Here is a 23,031-nt window from a genome sequence, read left to right on the forward strand (position 1 = left end):
CGCTAAAATAAATCGCTACACTAAACCGGATAGCCCTGACAAAATAGGGCAGTTCCTTAGTTCAGAAATAATTGAATCTGTTGCGGTACAGTATAACGCTAACTTCACGTAACTGTACGCAGCCAATGCGGTTTTCCGGTTAACTCCGTGGAAAACCGCATAATTAACCCGGTAAGGCGCATGAAAAAATTACTGAAAGTGCTGGTGGTATTATCCGTCTTGTTGTTGATGATAATACCGGTTATCTGGCTGACATTACCCCGCTGGCTCCCCGTGGTCGTAAAATCGTATCTGCCGGATGGCGTGACGTTGTCACTCTCTCAGCCTGAACTTCGCGGACGCGGGATCTACATTACAGACTGGGCACTAAAGGGAACCCACTGCACACTGGCAGGCGGACATAACCTTTCTGTCCGCTACAGCCGCACCGGGCAATGGCAGATTGATGCCGCCGGACTGACCAGTGACACTGAATGCATGCAGACACTGCCGGCGTCTCCCGGACAGCCGGAAGGTGAGCCCGTCAATATTGCTGTACTGCTGTCACAACTGCCTTCCGCCACACTGACAATAGATGATGTGCTGATTACATCTGTGCCGGATTATCAGGGCAGCCTGAGCCTGACCACGTCAGGGGCTTCGGGGCAGTATGTGTCGTATCAGGGAAAAAATATTCAGACAGAGCTTACCATTAACCCTGATCAGAGCGTGACGGTGTCACAATTTAATATTGCTGCCGGTGAGGATAAATTGTCTCTCACCGGCAGTCTGACATTGCCGGGCAATACAGCAACACTGCCTGAACAAGGGCAATTGCAGGCGGGTATTGTCAGCCCGTCCCGGACACTACCGCTGGTACTGACATTTGACTGGCAGGGAAAACAGGGAACACTGACTCTGCGCGAAACAGACAGCGAAACACTGTTGCTGAGCCTTCCCTGGGCGGCAACGGGGGAAACCGTCACTATCACGGATGGCGAATGGCGCTGGGATAAAGCAGAGCAACCTTTGCGGGGAACACTGAATGCGACTCTGAGCAACTGGCAGAAAACGATAACGGATATGCGCCTTACTGCGCGGATTTCTGTGGTCACTCAGGGAAAGCGTGGCAAAGGCACCGTTGTGCTGCAACTACCGGAGACCGGGCTGTCACTGACCGGGTTTGAGATCCCGTTTGAACTTGCCGGCCAGGTAAACAGTCAGGATATGTGGGCAGCGGGACGGCTTCCGGCAGTACTGACCGGTACGCTGTCCGATCCGGTGGTACGCATCAGCTCGGGTGCCATGATCCGCGCCCGCGGGCAACTCAGCCCGACATTGCAGGTGGAAGAACTGCGCCTGCCGCTGGCGGGAACGCGGCTCTCACAGTCGGGGATTTCCGGTCCGCTGGATGCAATTGTGACGATTAATAATCCTGAACTGGGCCGCTATCGTTTTCAGATGAAAGGTCAGGCGCGGGAGTTTTTACCCGACAGCGGACACTGGTACTGGCAGGTCTGGGGCAAAGGCAATGTCAAACCACTGAATGCGGACTGGACATTTTCCGGTGCCGGGTCCTGGATAGAGAATGAAATCCGGATCAGGCGGCTGGATACGGGGTTTAAGGGGGTCCGTTACGGCATGATGTCGATGGAATCCCCCGCGGTGACACTGTTGTCTCCGGTTGTCTGGCAGCGGGACGCAGAGAACCCCGTACTGAGCGGGCAATTTCAGCTGACGACAAAAAAAATCAAAATCGACCAGAGCTATCTGCCATCCGCCACCTTTGTGATGCGGGTGACCGGGCGTGATCCGCATGATTTTTCAGTCAAAGGCACATTATCTGCCGGAAAAAATGTCGGGCCGATACAGTACTGGACCCGCTGGGACGGTACCCGTTTGCGGGGGGAAGCGCGCTGGCCTGAGCAGGATCTGCGCGCCTTTCAGACTCTCATTCCGTCTGATTCAGGGATAACACTGCGCAACGGGGAGTTTTATGCGCAGGCGGCATTCTCTGCCGCGCCGGATCAGGGATTTGTCGCTGGTGGCCACTGGGTGGTAAAACAAGGCAGTATGTGGCTGAAAGATGGTGAAGTTGAGGGTGTGGATTTTGTGCTGCCGTGGCGTTTGTCTGACAGTCGCTGGCAGCTCGGCAGCAAAGCACCGGTCACACTGCGTATTGCGCGGGTAAATAATTTATTTGAAGTCACCGATATTAAAGCAGATTTACAGGGCTATTATCCGTACAGTGATCGTTATCCGCTGGTATTGTCAGGTATCAGTCTGGATTTGCTGGGCGGGCAGGTAACGATGGCATCATTATCTGTTCCTCAGAAAGGGGCGGCAGTGATCCGGCTGGATAAACTGGCCACCGGACCGCTGATTAATACTCTCAAGGTGACACAGTTTGGTCTGGAAGGCAGTATCAGCGGCGAACTGCCGTTTTATATTGATAACCCGCAGTGGATTGTCCGTAACGGCTGGGTTGAAAATGATGACCCGCTGACACTGAATCTGGATAATCAGTTTGTCTCGTCAGTCAGTGAGAACAATCTCTCAGCAGGAACAGCAATCAGCTGGCTGGATTATCTGGTGATGAAACGGGTGCGTACCGATATTAACCTGACAAATTTAGGGGTATTGACCATGCGTTCGGTTATCTCCGGCTACAATCCGGTGCTGGATGCCCGGCGTGTGGTGAATCTTAATTACAATCATGAAGAAAATGTGTTTCAGTTATGGCGCAGCCTGAGTTTTGGCAGCAATCTGGAAGCCTGGCTGGAAAAAACAATTTCACAGCAGCAAGAGTCAAATCCGACGGAGTCAGAATGAAAAAGTGGATGGCAGGGGCGGTATTGCCGTTAATGATTATATCACTGGGCGGATGTTTGCGGGTCGAAGTTGCAACCCCGGATAAACCTATTGATATCAATATGAATGTCAAAATAGAGCATGAAATTAATGTCAAAATTGACCGTCAGGTAGAAGATCTGCTGAAGAGCAATTCAGCTATTTTTTGAGGTGAATAATGAGCACATTATTTAAAGCAGGGAAATTCCGCACTGGCGCGGCAGCACTGACACTGATGGTCAGCAGCTCAGCATTTGCGCTGACGCTGGATGAAGCAAAGCAACAGGGACTGGCGGGTGAAACTTTCAGCGGCTATATTGCACAGGTTGAAAGTGCGGCCTCACGGAATGATGTCAAAAACCTGGTAAAAGAGATTAATGCCGCCCGATCACAAAAATACAGTGAACTGGCACAGGGCAACCGGATGAAAGCCGATGAAGTGGCAAAAATTGCCGGACAAAAACTGGTTACCCGGGCACCAAAAGGGGAGTATGTCCTCGGCATTAACGGGCAGTGGCTGAAGAAAGAATAGATAATATACAGCAGCAAAACCTGTAAACAGTTCGCTGCTGTATTGGTTCTTATATTAATCAGTTATCAGGCGGATAACTGCTCAACACAAAGGCGTGCATCACACTGCGCTTTATCCGCAGACTCTTCACCCATTGCCACACCTTCGGCAAAAATGAATTCAATTTCATTGATCCCGATAAAACCCAGGAACTGTTTCATAAACGGCACAATCAGGTCAGATGTCTGATCACGGTGGAAACCGCCGCGTGCAGTCAGTACAATAGCGCGCTTACCCAGCACTAAACCTTCGGCACCGTTTTCGGTATAACGGAACGTTTTACCGGCAGAGGCGATAAAATCCAGCCAGGTTTTCAGTTGAGTGGGTATAGTGAAATTATACATTGGCGCAGTGAATACAATGACATTATGAGCAAAGAGCTCATCAATCAGTTCTGTCTGTAATGCATTGGCAGATACCTGACGCGCGGTTAAGGTTCCGTCCGCCGGAACATTCATGCCGGAAATGATTTCATTATCCAGCACCGGAACCGGGTTTTCGCTGAGATCACGGATAGTAATCGCATCATCTGCATGATTTTTCCGCCATTGTCCGATAAAATAATCCGCCATTTTGTTGGTATGAGAGTGACCCGCAAGAATGCTGGATTTGAGCACGAGAATTTTTTGCATAGTAAACCTTGTTATATGTGATTCAGCTTATGTAATAAAAACATGACAATGAAGGGATCCATCCGCCATAAAACATGAGTTTACTGAAAATCATGCGGCATGTGTTACACCGAAAACGGGATAATAACGATACGGTAAGAATCCGTCGCACAAAAAGCTACGCCGGACAGGCGACAACAGGCTACAGACCATCTATCAGAAGGACAGCAAGGTGAATTCCCTTCTCAATGAATTAAAACAACTGATCCCCCATTTATCGCTGCGGGATCAATGGCAATTCCGCAAGCGGCTTTCCGGTGTTGCGAAAATACATAACCCGGAATCACAGAGAAAAGTGCTCAGCGCATTGCAGGATGAAATACTGCACGGCATTACCCGGACAGAGCAGCGGATAGCAAGCCGCCCGGAAATAACCTATCCGGGTAATCTGCCGGTATCGCAGATGCGCGATGTTATTTATAACGCGATCCGCGACCATCAGGTGGTGATCATTGCCGGGGAAACCGGATCCGGGAAAACCACGCAGATCCCGAAAATCTGTCTTGAGCTGGGACGCGGTATTACCGGGTTTATCGGCCATACACAACCCCGGCGTCTGGCGGCGCGTACCGTCGGCTCCCGTATTGCGGAAGAGCTGAAAGTACCGCTTGGTGCGGCAGTCGGATATAAAGTCCGCTTCAGTGATCAGGTTGGTGATAATTCGCTGATTAAGCTGATGACAGACGGGATACTGCTGGCTGAATTACAACAGGATAAACTCCTGCTGCAATATGACACGATCATTATTGATGAAGCACACGAACGCAGCCTGAATATTGACTTCATTCTGGGCTATCTGCGTCAGCTTCTGCCGAAGCGTCCTGATCTGAAAGTGATCATCACATCTGCAACGATCGACCCGGAACGGTTTTCACGTCATTTCAGTAATGCGCCGATCATTGAAGTCTCCGGGCGCACTTACCCGGTAGAGGTGCGTTACCGCCCGGTGATGGGGGATGACAATGACGCGGATCGTGACCTGACTCAGGGCATTCTGGACGCGGTCCATGAACTCGGACGTGAAAGTGCCGGTGATATCCTTATCTTTATGAGCGGGGAGCGGGAGATCCGCGAAACCGCCGATGCACTCAATAAAGCAGATCTGCGATTTACAGAAGTTCTGCCTTTATTTGCGCGGCTCTCCAATAGTGAACAGAACCGGATCTTTCAACCACATACCGGCCGGCGGATTGTTCTGGCGACGAACGTAGCAGAAACCTCCCTGACGGTGCCGGGCATCAAATATGTCATTGATACCGGTTTTGCCCGTATCAGCCGCTACAGTTACCGGACAAAAGTCCAGCGTCTGCCGGTCGAGCCGATTTCACAGGCTTCTGCCAATCAGCGTAAAGGGCGCTGCGGGCGTGTTTCAGACGGGATTTGTATTCGTCTCTATTCAGAAGATGATTTTCTGACCCGTCCGGAATTTACCGATCCGGAAATTCTGCGCACTAATCTGGCCTCCGTTATTTTACAGATGACGGCTATCGGGCTGGGTGATATCGGCGCGTTTCCGTTTGTTGAAGCGCCGGATAAGCGCAATATCCAGGATGGTGTAAAACTGCTGGAAGAACTCGGGGCGATTGATACCAATGCCTCGCAGGAAAACCACTATCAACTGACACAGACCGGTCGCCAACTGGCAAAACTACCGATTGACCCGCGCCTGGCGAGAATGGTACTCGAAGCCCGTAATCACGGAGCTGTCCGTGAAACAATGATCATTGCTGCGGCATTATCGATTCAGGACCCGCGTGAACGTCCGATGGAAAAACAGCAGGCATCTGATGAAAAACACCGGCGCTTTGTTGATAAAGAATCTGATTTTGTTTCATTTGTGAATCTGTGGAACTATCTGAAAGAGCAACAAAAAGTTTTATCCAATTCACAACTGCGTAAACAATGTCGCCAGGAATTTCTCAACTATCTGCGGATCCGCGAATGGCAGGATGTCTATACTCAGCTGCGCCAGGTAGTGAAAGAACAGGGCATCCCGGTGAACAGCGAACCGGCGGATCACCGGAGTATTCATCTGTCACTGCTGAGCGGGCTGCTTTCTCATATCGGGCAGAAAGATGTTGAGAAGCAGGAGTTTACCGGTGCGCGTAATGCGCGTTTCTCAATATTTCCCGGCTCCGGACTGTTTAAAAAGCCGCCAAAATGGGCGATGGTGGCGGAGCTGGTGGAAACCAGCCGCTTATGGGGACGCATTGCTGCGAAGATAGAGCCTGACTGGATAGAGCCACTAGCGCAGCATCTGGTTAAGTATCATTACAGCGAGCCGCACTGGGAGAAATCACAGGGTGCGGTGATGGCGACAGAAAAAGTCACTCTTTATGGTCTGCCGGTTGTGGCGGCGCGTCCGGTCAATTACGGCAATATTGACCCTGCGCTGTGCCGTGAGTTGTTTATCCGTAATGCACTGGTCGAAGGCGACTGGCTGACGCGGCATACATTTTTCCGGGACAATCAGACGTTGCGTAATGAAGTGGAAGAGCTGGAACACAAATCGCGACGCCGCGATATTCTGGTTGATGACGAAACCCTGTTCAGTTTCTATGATACACGTCTGCCGCCGGAGATCGTTTCATCGCAACACTTTGATAACTGGTGGAAACGGGAGCGGCTGCAAAAACCGGATTTTCTCAGTTATGAGAAAAATATGCTTATCCGCTCTGATGCGGATCAGGTAACAGCGCAGGATTACCCGAATTACTGGTATCAGGGGGATTTAAAATTCCGTCTGAGTTATCAGTTTGAACCCGGAACTGAAGCCGATGGCGTGACCGTGCATATTCCGCTGCCGGTTCTCAACCAGGTCAGCCCGGACGGATTTGACTGGCAAATTCCGGGATTGCGGGAAGAGCTCATTATGGCATGGATAAAATCACTGCCGAAACCGGTGCGGCGTAATTTTGTGCCTGCACCTAACTATGCCGGGGCTTTCATGCAGCGGGTTCCTGAGCCGCAGGGCGGGCTGCTGGATGCGCTGGAGCGCGAACTGCGCCGCATGACGGGTGTGACTATTGACCGCGAATCCTGGCAGCCGGAGCAGGTGCCGTCTCACCTGAAAATGACTTTCCGTGTTGTGGGCGATAAACAGAAAAAACTGGCGGAAGGATATGACCTGGATGCTCTGAAGATCAGCCTGAAAGCGGAAGTTCAGCAGACACTGTCGGATGTGGTGGATGATGGTATCGAACAAAGCGGCGCGCACATCTGGCGTTTCGGCGATATTCCTGATTGTTATGAGCAAAAGCGGGGCGGATATGCCGTAAAAGCCTATCCTGCGCTGGTTGATGAAAAGCAGAGTGTCGGGATTAAGGTGTTCGAAACCGAATTTGAACAACAACTGGCGATGCTGGCGGGAACGCGGCGTCTGTTGCTGCTCAATATCCCGTCTCCGGTTAAATATCTCCATGAAAAACTACCGAATAAAGCCAAGCTCGGTCTGTATTTTAACCCGTACGGTAAGGTGCTGGAGCTGATTGATGACTGTATCGCCTGCGGTATCGATAAACTGGTTGCTCAGTTTGGCGGCGTTGTCCGGCAGGAAGAAAAATTCGCGCAACTACAGGAATTTGTCCGCGCGGAACTGAATGAAACCGTGGTCGGCATTGCCCGGCTGGTGGAGCAGATCCTGACAACCACATTTGCCATTAACAAGCGTCTGAAAGGGCGGATTGATATGCAATTGGCGTTTGCGCTCTCTGACATCAAAGCGCAGATGTCCGGTCTGGTTTTCCCGGGCTTTGTGACATCACATGGCTGGCAGCGCCTGCCGGATGTTCTGCGTTATTTGCAGGGAATAGAGCGGCGTATTGAAAAACTGATGGCGGACGTGAACCGCGACAGAGCCAATATGAATAAAATTGAGCATATTCAAAACCTTTGGAAGCAATGGCAAGGTAAATTGTCACCTGTGGATAAACGTAAACCGGAAGCCGAAGCAGTGCGCTGGATGATTGAAGAGCTGAGGATCAGCCTGTTTGCCCAACAATTAGGCACGCCATATCCGGTGTCAGATAAGCGGATCATTCAGGCAATGGCACAAATCAGTGGGTAAAGTGCCGTTTTTACGGGGCACTGTGTTTTTGTACAGTTATTGATTTTTTACCCATCAGCGGGCACAGAAGTGCCCGTTTTTTTTGTGTGAAATAACGTGAAATTTAAAATTTGTGGTGTGATAAATAAAAAATAAACGTTGTTTAATTCATTGTATTCTGACGTTTTTTATACTGATGGATGCTTAGTAAAGCTCATGATTCGAGTGTAGGGTTAGTCATCGCTGTGTATAAAGCCGGCATATTGCTAATTTTATAAAAGGACACAATCATGAGTGGTGGTGATGGAAATGGTTACAACAGTGGTGCCCATGATACAGGGGGCAATATCAACGGCGGACCGACAGGAATTGGCGGTAACGGAGGTTCATCAAGTGGTGGTTCCGGCAGTGGTAGTGGATGGGGGACAAGTAATACGCCCTACGGAGATATCCATCACTATGACCCGGATAAATTCGGAGGCTCCCGCAGAGGTAATAGCGAATCTGCCAATGGACGTGTAAATATAAACTCACATCCTGAATCAGTAACTTCAATCGATTTGGGTGTTATAGGCGTCACGGCATTATCAGTCGCTAATAAGCAAGGTGTTTTCGGTGCAACCTTAGTCGAAACTGCGTTTACTGAATCTGTTTATGCAGCGGTTGTTGAGTTGGGTGAATATTTCTCAGGCATTCTGAGCAAATATGGTCCGTGGGGTGTTCGTGTAATGGGGGTTTTTGGTTTGCTATATCCGGCAACCATAGCAACAGAACCAAAAATGCACTTTAATATCAGGGATGTGGATTTCAATAAGCAAAAAGTCTACGGTATTACGACACTGCCGGCTAATCTTGTAACATCTGTGCCCGTGAACGAAATTCACAAATATGATGCAGTTCCGGCTGGTGTCATTGCTCAGGTGGTGATTGATGACCTGACTAACTCACGGCGAGTCGCCATAACACCTGTTACCTTGACACCCGTTTCAGTTGTAAAAGCCCAAAAGACAAATAAACCGAATGTCTATACAGCGGCTGTCGTTCCCGGCATGACGCCGATGCGCATTGAGATCTATAAAAATAAGCGACGAAGATCAAAATTGGCAAAGCCAAATACAGCGCCTGCCATGCATCAATATATTCCTTCTATAGAAACCGATCGTTCATATCACGCCATGATTGATTTTGGTGGCGATCATGTACCGATTTATATTTCTGTTACAGAAAAGCCAAAACCGGAAGAAGAGAAAAAAATAATTGAGCAGGCGAAAAAAGACTGGGTGGCGCGGCATCCGGTAGAGGCGGCACAAGAGCAATTTGATATTGAGAATAAAAATTTTACGAAAGCGGATGTAAATCTGAAAACGGCGCAGATAAATTATGATGCGGTAAAACATATTGATTTAGACAAACTAAAAGAAGAACTGGCAAGAGCCCATAAGGCGTTTGCGTTTTTTGAAGTTCGTAATGCCAGACAGGAGGCTGAGAGTTACAAAGAGCGGATGAACAGTATTCGAACTATCATCCACCAATATACTCAGGCGAAAGATGCACTGGCGGTTGCGATAGAAAGCCGCAAACAGGCAGAAAGTAAGAAAAAATCCGCTGAAGATAAACTAAATAAAGAGAAAAAACGCAATCAACCGGGAGTCGCCACAGGCAAAGGTAAAACGGTTGGTGATAAATGGCTGGAGGATGCAGGAAAAGAAGCCGGAGCACAGATCCCTGATCGTATTGCTGATAAATTACGGGGCAAGAAATTTAGCAGCTTTGATGATTTCAGGAAGCAATTTTGGATAGAGGTTTCTAAGGATACTGAGTTATCAAAGCAGTTTATCAAGGGAAACCGGGATCGTATGCAGGTTGGTAAGGCTCCTAAAACGCCGAAAAATGGGGTTGTAGGGAAACGAAGTTCATTTGAAATCCATCACGATAAACTTATTAGCCGGGGCGGGGAAGTTTATGATATGGGTAATCTCCGTGTTACTACACCAAAACGTCATATTGATATTCACAGAGGTAACTGAGTAATGAAATTAAAAAATAGCATAAATGATTATACTGAAAGTGAATTTTTGGATCTGATGAAGGAAATTTATAAGGAAAATGTAGCGGAGACAGATGATCAATTAGATATCTTACTCAGTCATTTTGAAAAAATCACAGAGCATCCTGATGGTACTGATTTAATTTACTTCGCTCAGTCAGATGCAGATAGCACACCTGAGGCGATAACTAAAATAATTAAAGAATGGCGGGCTAAGCAGGGCAAACCAGGGTTTAAAAAAGGCTGAATTAAGTGATGAGCTGCCGGAATACGGTGATACCTGAGATATTCCGGCAACTCATTGGAAATTTGGCTATTGGCTTACAGACGATGTGTTTAAATATGAAAATGAAAAATAGTATCAGTGATTACACCGAAGCGGAGTTTTTGAAGTTGTTACAGGTGATTTGTAATGTAGAGACTTCCAGTGAGGAAGAGCACAAATCATGGGTTAGACATTTCGTTATATTATCGGAGCATCCTCGTGGAAATGGCCTGATCTATTATCCTAATGATGGGGAAGATTATTCTCCGGCGGGTATTTTGAAAACAGTGAAAGAATGGCGAGCCAGTCAGGGTAAGCAGGGATTTAAAAAAGGTTGAATGAATCTCTTATACCCGCCGAACTCAGTGTTGATTACAGTCGTGAAAAATATATAGCACACATTTTTACTGAGATACCTGTTTAGTTACAACATACAATATGTCTCTTTTTAAAAGCAGAAAAGGGAAACTATCGCGATGCTATTTGCTTAACAGGAATAAAAGGGCTGCGTGTGTATTTACAGACATAGCCGAGCGGGTCAATCGACCCGTTCAGCTCAGATAACTATCGGATTAAATACCAGAGCGCTGGAACCGCGCCTGCCAGCAGAAGGGCTATAATGGTCCACTCAACAAAGTGCAGGGTGGTTTTTATTTCACGATTTTTCAGTGCGTACAGAAATACCAGAATTCCCGGTGCGTAAAGCACCACGGAAAGCAGCAGATTAAGCAAGCCGGAGGCATAAATCAGCCATAATCCGTACAGTGCCGCAACCATTCCCACGCCCAGCAGTGCCGGTTTTTTCAATCTCAGAGCGGTTTTTACCAGGAAAGCACCGACAAGGAAATAGGGCACCAGAATCATTTCAGACGCAATCGTCAGCAACGTATTATAATTGCTGCCACTCAGCCAGATCAGCACCAGTGCAAGCTGCACAGCACAGTTTGTCATCCATAATGATGTCGATGGCGTATTGTTCGCATTCTGTTTTTTGAACGGAGACGGAAAAGATCCATGAAGTGCGGCAATAAACGGGACTTCTGCTGCCATAATTGTCCAGCTCAGATACGCGCCACATACAGAGACTATCAAACCGGCTGCAATAATAATTTCGCCGCTGCCGCCAATCAGATTAACCATCAGTGTGGCCATCGACGGGTTGCGCATTTCAGCTAGTTCCGGGCGGGCAACAACCCCCATAGAGAGCAGCGTTACACAGATATAGATACTTAATGCCGATACCACGGCAAACATGGTTGCCAACCCGACATCTTTACGCCGCCGTGCACGGGCAGAGACGACAACCGCACCCTCAATACCGATAAAAACCCACAATGTGATAAGCATAGTATCTTTCACCTGTTGCCAGACCGGGACACCCAGCTCAACACCGGTAAAATCCAGGTGGAACGTATCCCATCGGAAGGCTATCACGGCAAGCACAATAAACAGGCCGAGAGGCACCAGCTTGGCAAATGTGGCAAGTTTATTAATACCGGCAGCAGTCTGAACACCACGCAGGACCAGACAATGAACAATCCACAACAGAACAGATTCACCAATCAGTGATTGCCAGGTATTACCATCACCAAAAACAATATGGTCGGGTGTATCGGTAAAAAAACTGAATGCAGCGAACACGATAACCAGATACGACACATTGGCAATCACGGCGCACAGCCAATATCCCCACGCAGAGCAAAAACCTATCAGCTCGCCGAATCCATCTTTGGCATACGTAAAAATACCGCCATCGAGATCAGGGCGCAGACGGGAAAGAAGCAGTAATGCAAAAGCGAGAAAGAGAATACCGACGCCGGTAATTGACCAACCGATAATCAGCGCCGCGGGGCTGGCGACTTCCGCCATATTTTGCGGCAGGCTGAAAACACCGGCGCCGACCATTGAACTGAGCACTAATGCCGTAAGCGCGGTTAAACTGAGTTTTTTATCCAAAGTACCATCCCGGTAAGTTTGCAACGGTAATATATGTACAGGGTATTCATGCAATCAATTTGACTGAATACGCAAAAATTGGCGCTGATTGTACGGAGAGTCAGGGGGATATGCAATGTTTAATCATGCATTAATTGCATTATATTATGCATATTCGCTGTTACTTAATCCATTAGCAGCAGATTGTGAGGATAAGGTTAACGTACTAAATTAAAGGTATAAAAAAAGCGTATCAGACGATACGCTTTTTTTGCTGACCGGCATGGATTTATTTGTATAAATCCGCGCTGATAGTCACGTTACCACCACTGGCCTGCCATTGGCGGGTAATGTGGTAAAACTTAGCACCTTTGGCTGCTGCGCGTTTGGCCACCTGATAAGATACTTCCGGAGAGGTCGTGTAATAACCGGTGAAAGTTACGCTGTCAAACGGTGCCATGACGGCCGCAGAGGCTTTATTCAGCTCTTCTACTTTAGTGCCGTCCGGCAGGGTAACAGTATAACGCCCACCGCGTGATGCCTGGGTTTCAAAGAAACGGCCTACGCTGTTACCGGCAGTATCTGTTGAAGAGGCAACGCCCGGGATTTCTACCTGTTTAGCTGCTTCACCACCGGCTGCCAGTGCGGCACGGCCGGCATCTGAATCAGCAGGGATCAGTGCTTCATCTGTCTGAAGAATACGTTTAGGTGCATCGGCTTTATAAACATACGCCGTTGCCAGCTGATTACCGCCGTCATTGGTAAAGATATTACGGACGATAAAGAAAGAGGCTGCGCCTTTTTTGATGGCTTCTTTGGCAATAGCATCATTCAGATCAGGACTGTTGGCGAAATACCCGTTTACCGTCACTGTGTCGAAAGGCTGGAGACCAACGGCATCTTTTTCCGGTAATTCATTAATACCGCGGAATGACCGGTAGTTTTTCTTTTCAGCGGGTGCCGCATCTTTGTGGTAAACATCAGCAACTACACGCATATTTCCGTTGCTGTTAAGATCATCGAGGCTCTGGATATAGAAAGCATCGGCACCCATTTTGTCTGCTTTACGGGAAACGGCGGCAGCAGCTTCGTAAATTGCATTGAAACGGCCTGTAACGGCAATGCGCTCAAAAGGTTGGTATTGAGCCGCTTGCTCCGGCGTTAATTCCTGTGCTGCGTGAACCGGCAGCAGACTCGTAAATGAAAAAAACATCGCAGATGCGATGACCGTTGTTTTCAGCTTCATACAAAATCCTTCCGCCTTGCGCAATTAATATTCATAACGTGCTGAACCTGTAATTTTATATCCTGGCCGCCCGATTATGACATGTATTTGTGCTTGTTGTCGCTTTAATTTGTCGTGCGAATTTAAGACTGTTAATCATACAGCTATTTTTACCACAAATTTATGCAATCATAGTCATTTATCGGCAAAATAATTTTCTGTCCGGGGAAATACTGTTTAGTATGAATTTACGAATAAATTAGATGGATCGATATCACATTTTTCAGTAGGTTATTAGGACATTTCAGATAAAAGGGTGTGTTTGATCTGATTTCGTGCAGATGGCTGTTTTTTTATGCACAAGTCTGACCAGCATGCCCGTAAAACACTTGAGCTTATGTAAGGGAACATTATGCGTATTGGTGTACCAAAAGAGCGACAGTCCAGTGAAACCCGGGTAGCCGCCACGCCGGCTACCATTGTACAACTGAAAAAACTCGGGTTTGATGTGGTTGTTGAAACAGGAGCCGGTCATCTTGCCAGTTTTGATGACAACGCTTACCGTGAAGCCGGTGCAGATATCGCCGGCACGCAGGATGTCTGGCAATCTGACATTATTTTTAAAGTGAACGCACCGCTGGACAGTGAAATTCCGCTGATGAAAGCAGGCAGTTCTCTGGTCAGCTTTATCTGGCCTGCCCAGAACCCGCAGCTGCTTGAAAAGTTGTCGGCGCAGGGCGTTAACGTGTTTGCAATGGACTCGGTTCCGCGTATTTCCCGTGCTCAGTCACTGGATGCGCTCAGTTCAATGGCCAATATCGCCGGTTACCGCGCAATTGTTGAAGCCGCCAATGCATTCGGTCGTTTTTTCACCGGTCAAATCACCGCTGCCGGTAAAATCCCGCCGGCGAAAGTGCTGGTTATCGGAGCTGGTGTTGCCGGTCTTGCCGCCATTGGTGCCGCAGGTAGCCTGGGCGCAATTGTCCGTGCGTTCGATACCCGTCCTGAAGTAAAAGAGCAGGTCAACAGTATGGGCGCTGATTTCCTCGAGCTGCATTTCGAGGAAGCCGCAGGCAGTGGTGACGGTTACGCAAAAGTAATGTCAGAGGCCTTTATTAAGGCAGAAATGGCGCTGTTTGCTGAACAGGCAAAAGACGTTGATATCATTGTAACCACCGCACTGATCCCGGGACGTCCGGCACCAAAACTCATCACAAAAGACATGGTTGAGTCGATGAAAGCGGGCAGTGTGATCGTTGATTTAGCCGCACAAAACGGCGGTAACTGTGAACTGACAGTGCCGGGTGAGATCCATACCACCGGAAACGGGGTGAAAATCATCGGTTATACCGATCTCGCCGCGCGTCTGGCAACTCAATCCTCTCAGCTTTACGGCACCAACCTGGTGAACCTGATGAAGCTGATGTGCAAAGAGAAAAATGGCGAAATCACTATTGATTTTGATGATGTCGTTATTCGTGGTCTGACCGTGGTAAAAGCTGGTGAAATCACCTGGCCGGCACCGCCGATTCAGGTTTCCGCTCAACCGCAGGCAAAACCTGCTGCGGTGAAAGCTGAGAAAAAACCGGCAAAACCAATGTCTCCGTGGCTGAAATACGGACTGATGGCACTGGCGTTTGTTCTGTTTGCCTGGCTCGCAAATGTCGCTCCGGCGGAGTTTTTATCCCACTTTACTGTTTTTGCGCTCTCCTGTGTGGTTGGTTACTACGTGGTCTGGAATGTCAGCCATGCACTACACACGCCATTAATGGCGGTAACCAATGCAATTTCGGGCATTATTGTTGTCGGCGCACTTCTGCAAATAGGCAGCGGAGGTTGGGTAACATTTTTCTCCTTTATTGCGGTGCTGATTGCCAGTATCAATATCTTCGGCGGTTTCACCGTCACTCAGCGTATGCTTAAAATGTTTCGTAAGGGGTAATGAATATGTCTGGCGGAGTCGTTACAGCGGCATATATTGTTGCCGCAATCTTATTTATTTTCAGTCTTGCAGGGTTATCCCGCCACGAAACCTCTCAGCGGGGTAATCTGCTGGGTGTGATCGGGATGGCTATCGCGCTGGCTGCCACCATTTTCGGACCGTATTCATCCAATATCGGCTGGATCATTGTGGCGATGGTGATTGGTGCTGTGATTGGTATTCGTCTGGCGCGTAAAGTCGAAATGACTGAAATGCCGGAGCTGGTTGCTATTTTACACAGCTTTGTGGGTCTGGCCGCTGTTCTGGTCGGTTTCAACAGTTATATGGATCACAACCAGGCGCTGACGTCATCGGTGATGAATAATATTCACCTGACTGAAGTATTTCTTGGCATATTTATCGGCGCGATAACATTCACCGGCTCAATTGTTGCGTACGGAAAATTATGCGGTAAATTATCCTCAAAACCGCTGATGCTGCCTAACCGCCACAAACTAAACCTGGCGGCACTGGTTATCACTTTCCTGTTGTTATGGACCTTTGTCAAAACTGACAGCGCAGGGTTACAGGTTCTCACATTAATCGTGATGGCAGTGATTGCCCTGGCATTCGGCTGGCACCTTGTCGCCTCTATCGGCGGTGCGGATATGCCGGTCGTGGTGTCTATGCTCAATTCCTATTCAGGATGGGCAGCAGCAGCAGCCGGTTTCATGCTGAGTAATGACTTATTGATTGTCACAGGTGCGCTGGTTGGTTCGTCCGGTGCGATTCTGTCTTATATTATGTGTAAGGCAATGAACCGCTCCTTCTTCAGTGTCATTGCAGGCGGCTTCGGAACAGACGGAACCGCAAGCTCCGGTGATGAAGAAGTCGGCGAGCACCGTGAAGTTAACGCAGAAGAAGTGGCGGATATGCTGAAAAATGCCACATCCGTTATCATCACCCCGGGCTATGGTATGGCGGTTGCCCAGGCACAGTACCCTGTGCATGATATTACGCAGAAGCTGCGTGATAAAGGCATCAAGGTACGTTTTGGTATCCATCCGGTGGCAGGGCGTCTGCCCGGTCACATGAATGTGTTGCTGGCTGAAGCAAAAGTGCCGTATGACATCGTGCTGGAAATGGATGAAATCAATGATGATTTCAAAGATACCGATGTGGTTCTGGTTATCGGCGCGAATGATACGGTTAACCCGGCGGCGCTGGATGACCCGAACAGTCCGATTGCAGGAATGCCTGTTCTGGAAGTATGGAAAGCGCAGAACGTAATTGTATTCAAACGTTCGATGAATACCGGTTATGCCGGGGTTCAGAATCCGCTTTTCTTTAAAGAAAATACCCAGATGTTATTTGGCGATGCCAAAGCCAGTTGTGAAGCTATTTTACGTTCACTGTAAAACCGGCGGTTAACATTAGTTGTTAAAGCAAAAAGCGGGTGATTAATAATAATCACCCGCTTTTTTTATGCGGCTTTTATATAGCCGAAAACTAATCAATCAGTGATTAATCATCATCGTCAGTATCAATCGGGCACACAAAACCATCCGGTTTTACTGCCAGAAGGTCGCACTTGAGATGATCAACGACATGCTCCGCGGTGTTACCGAGGAACGCCGCTGAAATCCCGGTCCGCCCGATAATACCTAGTACAACTACCCCGGCATGCAGTTGTGCAGTGACTTCAGGAATGACTTTCTCCGGTAATCCCTCGTAAACATGCGTGTATTCCTCACCGATAGCGAATTTCTGCCGCAGCTCTTTCATCGCGATAAGATGTTGCCCGCGCAGGGCATTGTTATAGGTGTTCGGGTCAAAATCCGGCAATTCGATTGCGATATTAATAGGGGCAACCGGATACGCACTGACCAGATGAATAGCGGGGTCTTTGACTATCCGTTTGGCAAGCTCCTGTGTGATAGCCACCAGCTTCAGATTCAGTGCATCGTGATAAGACTCTTCATTTGACAGATTCACGCCGACCACAACAGAACCTTGTTCCGGCCAGACTTTATCTTTCACCATCCAGACCGGACACGGACATTTGCGCAGCAGATGCCAGTCAAGCGGGGTGAATATCAGTGACTCAAACTTATCATTCTGATGTGCCATTTTCAGCATCAGGTCATGCCCGCCGCTGATCACTTCTTTGATAATGGCTTCATAAGGGCGGTTATGCCACACGACTTTTACTTCAATATCGATGCCGGCTTCCAGATAATAACGCGCCTGCTGTTTAATCCATGCACTGCGCTGAGCGATCACGCCTTTGCGCATCGCATCCCGCTCTTCCGGAGAGAGCAGGGTTGTCATGTCATAAGAGAGGTCATAGATAGGTAAGAAAGCTTTGATTCGTCCGCCATTGCGTTGCACGATATATACCGCACGCCGTAATGCCGGCTGATCATCCTGATTGGGGTCTATTGCAACTAAGAGGTTCTGATAGTCAGACATTCATCTCTCCTCGCGGAACGGGATTCGTATCTGTAAAGATAAACCAAACCGGAGCAGGAATGTAGGAAATATTAGCACCAAACCGAAATAATTCGGTCTGGTGCTGATTATAGTGCAGAGAAATGCAATCCCGGGGGGGCTTTATTAATCAGTCCTGCGGCATAGCAGGTACTTTGCCGGCGAGAGCCGCCAGCTGATCCATATCTTCAATGGTAATGTACTTGCCTTTTACTGCCAGCATGCCGCTTTTCTGGAAACGCCCCAGTAAACGACTGATCGTTTCGACAGTCAGGCCGAGATAGTTACCGATATCACCACGGGTCATGGTCAGGCGGAACTCACGCGGAGAAAAACCACGCTGCGCAAAACGACGTGATAAATTATAAATAAATGCCGCTAAGCGTTCTTCTGCATTCTTTTTAGACAACAGCAGGATCATTTCCTGGTCGCCTTTAATTTCGCCGCTCATCAGGCGCATCATCTGCTGGCGTAAATTCGGCATTTTTCCTGAGAGGTCATCTAAGGTTTCATACGGAATTTCGCAGACCATGGATGTTTCCAGTGCCTGTGCGAAGCTCGGGTGTTCAGTATTGATAATGGCATCAAAACCCACCAGGTCACCGGCCAGATGGAAACCGGTGATTTGCTCATCACCTTCTTCTGTGATGGTATAACTCTTGATGGTTCCGGAGCGGATAGCATACAGAGATTTCAGTTCGTCTCCGGCTTTAAACAGTGCCTGACCTTTCTGGATAGGTTTCTTGCGCTCAATGATATTATCAAGCTGATCCAGCTCATGCTCATTAAGCGTAAAAGGGATACACAGCTGGCTGATGCTGCAATCCTGACAATGGATCGCACAGCCGCCTGATTGAATTCTACGTACTACACGTTTTTCCGGGATCATAGGCTTGCTCTTGAAATAATATTGATTTGAATCAATTTTATCACAGACTACCAAAAGTGGTAAGTGGTCTGAGTTTAAATATAATTATACCCGGCTAAAAACAGGCGCATAATATTGACATAATATGCTTTTTTCGTGATGTCGTAATGTAATTTTTTTGATTAAAGTCTCATTAATCCGACCGGAAACAACGGATAAGTCAATTTCAGGTCAATTTATTACAGATCAACATGTTAATAATATATACAAATGTAAATAAGACGTTCATCATTAGTTGTAAAATAGCGTGATACATTAAATTAAATCACATATTTGCAACGAAACTTTGCAATGAAATGACGTTTAGCGGGAGCGTAAAAATATCCCTTATTTTGTCATGGAAATATAAAAGAAGATATTACCGGTATTACATTTTCGCCATCTAGCTATGCTATCTTTTATAAGTGGCGGTATGATGACACCGCTATAAATTTATCTGAAGCCTAAAAGTAGTCATAAAAAGACTTATTACTATATACCCAACGTCATTTAAGGTGCAGCCAACGAACCTGCAGTTTGAGTGAATAAGGGTATCCCAGGACTGTTTAAGGAAACGTAATGATTTCACATACATTACCCGAATCAATGATGGCAATAGATATTACCAAACCCGGTGGTCCGGAGGTATTACAGGTAATTGAAACGCCATTGCCTAAGGTACAGGGAGAATACCTGCTGGTTAAAGTCGCGGCTGCCGGAGTTAACCGGCCTGATGTGTTTCAGCGGATGGGCAGTTACCCGCCACCGCCGGATGCCTCTCCTGTTCCGGGGCTTGAAATTGCGGGTGAAGTGGTCGCCGTTGGTGAGGATTGTAAACGCTGGCAGGTGGGTGATAAAATTTGCGCGCTTGTGGCAGGCGGCGGATACGCACAATACTGCCTAGTCCATGACAGTATCGCTCTGCCTCTGGAAAACCTGAGTTATACGGATGCAGCCGGTATTCCTGAAAATTTCTTTACGGTCTGGGCGAATGTCTTTCAGATCGGTAAGTTGCAGAGTGAAGAGAGTGTGCTGATTCACGGCGGCACATCCGGTATCGGCAGTGTGGCAATCATGCTGGCGAAAGCATTTGGTGCAACGGTGTACACCACCGTCGGCTCAGCAGAAAAAGCCGATATTGCCCGCCAGCTCGGTGCCGATCATGTGATTAATTATCGGGAAGCCGATTTCGCACAGGTCATTCCTGACCTGACCGGCGGGCAGGGTGTCAATATGGTTGTGGATATTATCGGCGGCGATTATATTCAGAAAAACTATGAGGTCGCAGCAAAAGCGGGGCGGATAATCCAGATAGGGCTGATGCGCGGCAATCCGCAAAACCTGAATATGATGCCGTTGATGGTAAAACGCCTGACCCACACAGGATCAACCCTGCGGGCGCGGACACCGGAAGAAAAAGCTGTTATTGCCCGTGACCTTGCACAAAAAGTCTGGCCATTATTACGGGCAGGGAAGATAAAACCGCTGATAAGCCATACTTTTGATCTGGCAGACGTGGTAAAAGCCCATCAACTGATGGAGTCAGGGGATTTAACCGGTAAAATCATTCTGACCAATCCTGACTTCTGATCCTTCTGTTTTATGCACTACACCCAACGTCATTCAAGATGCCCGGCAAACTCAGCCCGCCGGGCATATCAGCATTATTTGTTGATAGAGCATCCCGCCTGTGCGCTATAATATGAGAGTGGTTATCATTCACATTAAGCGCAAATTGTGCTGCTTTAGATATATCTAAATTGACCTTTTATCCCGGGGTAGCTATAGTTATCCATAAAGCGAAACAGATATATCTATACCCTTATTCATTCAAACTGCAGGTTCGTTGCCTGCATCCTGAATGACGTTGGGTATAATATCAGTCGTGAATTAAAACTATTGATCATAAAAGGAATTACCCTATGTTTTTACATGCATTACGTCATCGCGCCTGCGATGCACAGGAAGGGCGTCAACGTCACGGCGGGCATGGCAGTTGTCACGACGAACATCACGGACAAAGTAAACGCTGCTGTCATGGTGACCACCACGAACGCGGTGAACACGATTGCCATGGGGATCACCATGAACACGGAGAACACCGGGGCCAGCGCCGGGGCGGACGGGGCAAAGGTCTGCGTCGTCTGTTAGATCACGGTGACCTGCGCATCATGATGCTGGCCAACCTTAATCAAAAACCAAGTCATGGTTATGAATTAATCAAATCTATCAGTCAGTTAACATCAGGTCTGTATACACCCAGCCCTGGTGTGATTTATCCGACACTGACACTGCTTGAAGACCAGTTTCTGATTGTCGCCGAAGATACAGGCAATGGTCGCAAGAGTTACAGCCTGACACCGGAAGGGAAGCTGCATCTGGATGAAAACGCCGGGGTTCTTGAGCAAATTGCGCTACGCCTGAAAGAAACAGACTCTTTCCGCCGTGGCTCTCTGTTATCCGATGAAATCGAACAGGCTCTCGGTAATTTACGGGCATTACTGCGCCACAAGCTGGTCACCAGCGAACTGGATGCAGACAAGCTCAGCAAAATCGCAGATATTCTTAATGATGCCGTGCAAAAAATAGAAGCCGTTAACGACGCGCTCAGTAAAGAAGGGAAATAAAAATGGCGGATAACACCACCTCCGGCAAGATCCAACCGCAAGCGCAGACAGCGCCGGTAAAGGATGAAAAACAGGAAGCGGTGAAGACCGGCAGACCGGGAGATAAAATATGTCCCGGTTTACCGTTTTCTTATTTACGCCGGGCTTTACGCAATAAGGTCGGCATACATGAATAACCGGGATGTGTACCCAATGTCATTCAGGATGCAGGCAACGAACCTGCAACCTGAATGAATAAGAGGATAGTTATATTCCGGTCCGTAAAAAACAGATATACCCGTCATACCTCAAGTGCACGTTCTCAGCGCACTTATTAATTTATCCATGCCTGCGGCAAGTTTTTCCCGCGGGCATCCGGCATTAAGACGTAAAAATCCGCAACCTTCTTCTCCGTAAATATATCCCGGCATGATCGCCACTTTTTCCCGGTTAATCAGCGTATTTTGCAGTGCATTGTCATCAATGTTCAGCGGGTTCAGATCTATCCAGGCAAGATAGGTCGATTGCGGCACCTGCCAGTTAAGCTCAGGAAATGCATCATCCAACCGCTGTTTAACATATTGTAAGTTAGCAAACAGATAATCACGCAGTTCATCAAGCCACGGCGCACTGTTCCGGTATGCAGCAATATGAGCAATAACCGCCAGAATCGCCGGAGAAGAGAGCCCGTCACAGGCTTTCAGCCGGTGAAAATATGCCTCGCGGGATACCGCATTATTAATAAGCCCGTAAGCGCCGGTCAGCGCCGGCACATTAAAAGACTTCGACGCTGAGGTGAACAGTGCCCATTCCTGACGCCCGACCTCAGACCACGGCGTGTGCTGATGCGGCGACCAGCACAAATCCATATGGATTTCATCACTGATCACTTTCACATTATGGCGCTCACACAGTTGTGCCATTGTCTCCAGCTCTGCCCTGGTCCAGACTTTACCGGTCGGATTATGCGGGCTGCACAGCAGCATGATACGGGTGTCCGGTCGTGCCAGCAGCACCTCCAGCTTTTCCATATCACACCACCAGCCACCTGCTGTTTTCTCCAGCAGGCACGGCACAATATTGCGTTCGTTTCCGGTGATGGTTTTATAAAAAGCGTCGTACGCCGGGGTATGAACCAGAACACCGTCACCGGGTTGTGACCACAAACGGATCATCTGACTGACCATATAAATCACAGACGGACCATAAACCAGCGATTGCGTATCGATTTCTGCCTGAAAGCGGGATGAAAACCAGTGTGCGACTGCGCTGAGAAAATCCGCATGCTGCCAGCGGCTGTAACCGAATACGCCATGTGTGGTGCGGTCAGTGATTGCCTGCAAAATTGCCGGGGCGGTGGCAAAATCCATATCAGAGATAGTAAACGGCAGTAAATCGGCCTGACCAAAACGATCCTGTACAAAATCCCATTGAGTACAATAGGTTCCGTGGCGATCGACCGGAACAGAAAATGAAGATGGCATAGCTTCTGATGACATAGTTTCTCCGGGGAAAAACC

General features: G+C 48.2%; 17 protein-coding genes. 11 read left to right on the plus strand and 6 right to left on the minus strand.

The annotated features are described in order from the left end of the window. Positions 1–180: 180 nt before the first annotated feature. From ACMHKJ_RS01840 to ACMHKJ_RS01850, 3 genes are read left to right on the plus strand one after another with little or no spacing between them, the layout of a single operon-like run. Positions 181–2,811 carry a YdbH family protein gene (locus tag ACMHKJ_RS01840; RefSeq protein WP_413491772.1) on the plus strand — a complete coding sequence of 877 codons (2,631 nt, stop codon included), beginning with the start codon at positions 181–183 and terminating at the stop codon, positions 2,809–2,811. Then, positions 2,808–2,999, plus strand: a complete 192-nt coding sequence (locus ACMHKJ_RS01845) for a YnbE family lipoprotein (protein ID WP_413491773.1) — start codon at positions 2,808–2,810, stop codon at positions 2,997–2,999. Before ACMHKJ_RS01840 ends, ACMHKJ_RS01845 begins: the two co-directional genes overlap by 4 nt. An 8-nt stretch (positions 3,000–3,007) precedes the next feature. Then, positions 3,008–3,361, plus strand: a complete 354-nt coding sequence (locus ACMHKJ_RS01850) for a YdbL family probable chaperone protein (protein WP_413491774.1) — start codon at positions 3,008–3,010, stop codon at positions 3,359–3,361. A gap of 65 nt (positions 3,362–3,426) precedes the next feature. On the opposite strand, the gene ACMHKJ_RS01855 is transcribed toward ACMHKJ_RS01850, so the two are convergent. After that, entirely contained in the window at positions 3,427–4,032 is a 606-nt protein-coding gene (locus ACMHKJ_RS01855) for an FMN-dependent NADH-azoreductase (protein ID WP_413491775.1), read from the minus strand. Between the two features lie 211 nt (positions 4,033–4,243). On the opposite strand from ACMHKJ_RS01855, the gene hrpA reads away from it, so the two are divergent. The 4 genes from hrpA to ACMHKJ_RS01875 all read left to right on the plus strand — a co-directional run bounded on the left by hrpA (position 4,244) and on the right by ACMHKJ_RS01875 (position 10,766). Next, positions 4,244–8,137: an ATP-dependent RNA helicase HrpA gene (gene hrpA, locus ACMHKJ_RS01860; protein WP_413491776.1), complete on the plus strand. Its 3,894-nt coding sequence runs from the start codon at positions 4,244–4,246 to the stop codon at positions 8,135–8,137. A gap of 269 nt (positions 8,138–8,406) precedes the next feature. Further along, positions 8,407–10,143: a colicin-like bacteriocin tRNase domain-containing protein gene (locus tag ACMHKJ_RS01865; protein WP_413491777.1), complete on the plus strand. Its 1,737-nt coding sequence runs from the start codon at positions 8,407–8,409 to the stop codon at positions 10,141–10,143. A gap of 3 nt (positions 10,144–10,146) precedes the next feature. Next, the gene (locus tag ACMHKJ_RS01870) at positions 10,147–10,410 is read left to right on the plus strand and encodes a bacteriocin immunity protein (protein ID WP_413491778.1); all 264 of its coding nucleotides are present in this window, start codon (positions 10,147–10,149) and stop codon (positions 10,408–10,410) included. Positions 10,411–10,505: 95 nt separating this feature from the next. Further along, entirely contained in the window at positions 10,506–10,766 is a 261-nt protein-coding gene (locus tag ACMHKJ_RS01875) for a bacteriocin immunity protein (RefSeq protein WP_413491779.1), read from the plus strand. A 226-nt stretch (positions 10,767–10,992) separates the two neighbouring features. Here ACMHKJ_RS01875 and ACMHKJ_RS01880 read toward each other — a convergent pair whose 3' ends face one another. After that, positions 10,993–12,384: a basic amino acid/polyamine antiporter gene (locus tag ACMHKJ_RS01880; protein WP_413491780.1), complete on the minus strand. Its 1,392-nt coding sequence runs from the start codon at positions 12,382–12,384 to the stop codon at positions 10,993–10,995. Between the two features lie 268 nt (positions 12,385–12,652). Further along, positions 12,653–13,609 (minus strand): DUF1471 family protein YdgH, encoded by a 957-nt coding sequence (gene ydgH, locus ACMHKJ_RS01885; RefSeq protein ID WP_413491782.1) that lies wholly within the window; start codon positions 13,607–13,609, stop codon positions 12,653–12,655. 391 nt (positions 13,610–14,000) lie between these two features. Between ydgH and pntA the strand changes: the two genes are divergently transcribed. Further along, the gene (gene pntA, locus ACMHKJ_RS01890; RefSeq protein ID WP_413491783.1) at positions 14,001–15,530 is read left to right on the plus strand and encodes a Re/Si-specific NAD(P)(+) transhydrogenase subunit alpha; all 1,530 of its coding nucleotides are present in this window, start codon (positions 14,001–14,003) and stop codon (positions 15,528–15,530) included. A gap of 5 nt (positions 15,531–15,535) precedes the next feature. Next, positions 15,536–16,927, plus strand: a complete 1,392-nt coding sequence (gene pntB / locus ACMHKJ_RS01895) for a Re/Si-specific NAD(P)(+) transhydrogenase subunit beta (protein ID WP_413491784.1) — start codon at positions 15,536–15,538, stop codon at positions 16,925–16,927. Between the two features lie 106 nt (positions 16,928–17,033). Here the strand turns inward: pntB and uspE are convergent, their stop codons facing one another. Both uspE and fnr read right to left on the minus strand, forming a co-directional pair. Then, a complete protein-coding gene (uspE, locus tag ACMHKJ_RS01900) occupies positions 17,034–17,981 on the minus strand; it encodes a universal stress protein UspE (protein WP_413491785.1) in 948 nt (315 codons plus the stop codon). 148 nt (positions 17,982–18,129) lie between these two features. Beyond that, entirely contained in the window at positions 18,130–18,888 is a 759-nt protein-coding gene (gene fnr / locus ACMHKJ_RS01905) for a fumarate/nitrate reduction transcriptional regulator Fnr (protein WP_413491786.1), read from the minus strand. Between the two features lie 597 nt (positions 18,889–19,485). Between fnr and ACMHKJ_RS01910 the strand changes: the two genes are divergently transcribed. Next, entirely contained in the window at positions 19,486–20,496 is a 1,011-nt protein-coding gene (locus ACMHKJ_RS01910) for an NAD(P)H-quinone oxidoreductase (protein ID WP_413491788.1), read from the plus strand. Between the two features lie 332 nt (positions 20,497–20,828). Continuing rightward, positions 20,829–21,533, plus strand: a complete 705-nt coding sequence (locus tag ACMHKJ_RS01915; RefSeq protein ID WP_413491789.1) for a PadR family transcriptional regulator — start codon at positions 20,829–20,831, stop codon at positions 21,531–21,533. Between the two features lie 287 nt (positions 21,534–21,820). On the opposite strand, the gene ACMHKJ_RS01920 is transcribed toward ACMHKJ_RS01915, so the two are convergent. Continuing rightward, positions 21,821–23,011, minus strand: a complete 1,191-nt coding sequence (locus ACMHKJ_RS01920) for a MalY/PatB family protein (RefSeq protein ID WP_413491790.1) — start codon at positions 23,009–23,011, stop codon at positions 21,821–21,823. Positions 23,012–23,031: the final 20 nt, after the last annotated feature.

The sequence above is a fragment of the Morganella psychrotolerans genome, from assembly GCF_965118875.1.
GTDB classification, from domain to species: Bacteria; Pseudomonadota; Gammaproteobacteria; order Enterobacterales; family Enterobacteriaceae; genus Morganella; species Morganella psychrotolerans_C.

Bases quoted from the DNA above. Each gene is read 5' to 3' on its own strand.
- ACMHKJ_RS01920 (WP_413491790.1), bottom strand. From the start codon at position 23,011: ATGTCATCAGAAGCTATGCCATCTTCATTTTCTGTTCCGGTCGATCGC.
- ACMHKJ_RS01855 (WP_413491775.1), bottom strand. From the start codon at position 4,032: ATGCAAAAAATTCTCGTGCTCAAATCCAGCATTCTTGCGGGTCACTCT.
- ACMHKJ_RS01870 (WP_413491778.1), top strand. From the start codon at position 10,147: ATGAAATTAAAAAATAGCATAAATGATTATACTGAAAGTGAATTTTTG.
- ACMHKJ_RS01915 (WP_413491789.1), top strand. From the start codon at position 20,829: ATGTTTTTACATGCATTACGTCATCGCGCCTGCGATGCACAGGAAGGG.
- ACMHKJ_RS01875 (WP_413491779.1), top strand. From the start codon at position 10,506: ATGAAAATGAAAAATAGTATCAGTGATTACACCGAAGCGGAGTTTTTG.
- ACMHKJ_RS01865 (WP_413491777.1), top strand. From the start codon at position 8,407: ATGAGTGGTGGTGATGGAAATGGTTACAACAGTGGTGCCCATGATACA.
- ACMHKJ_RS01845 (WP_413491773.1), top strand. From the start codon at position 2,808: ATGAAAAAGTGGATGGCAGGGGCGGTATTGCCGTTAATGATTATATCA.
- ydgH (WP_413491782.1), bottom strand. From the start codon at position 13,609: ATGAAGCTGAAAACAACGGTCATCGCATCTGCGATGTTTTTTTCATTT.
- pntA (WP_413491783.1), top strand. From the start codon at position 14,001: ATGCGTATTGGTGTACCAAAAGAGCGACAGTCCAGTGAAACCCGGGTA.
- pntB (WP_413491784.1), top strand. From the start codon at position 15,536: ATGTCTGGCGGAGTCGTTACAGCGGCATATATTGTTGCCGCAATCTTA.
- uspE (WP_413491785.1), bottom strand. From the start codon at position 17,981: ATGTCTGACTATCAGAACCTCTTAGTTGCAATAGACCCCAATCAGGAT.
- fnr (WP_413491786.1), bottom strand. From the start codon at position 18,888: ATGATCCCGGAAAAACGTGTAGTACGTAGAATTCAATCAGGCGGCTGT.
- ACMHKJ_RS01850 (WP_413491774.1), top strand. From the start codon at position 3,008: ATGAGCACATTATTTAAAGCAGGGAAATTCCGCACTGGCGCGGCAGCA.
- ACMHKJ_RS01840 (WP_413491772.1), top strand. From the start codon at position 181: ATGAAAAAATTACTGAAAGTGCTGGTGGTATTATCCGTCTTGTTGTTG.
- ACMHKJ_RS01910 (WP_413491788.1), top strand. From the start codon at position 19,486: ATGATTTCACATACATTACCCGAATCAATGATGGCAATAGATATTACC.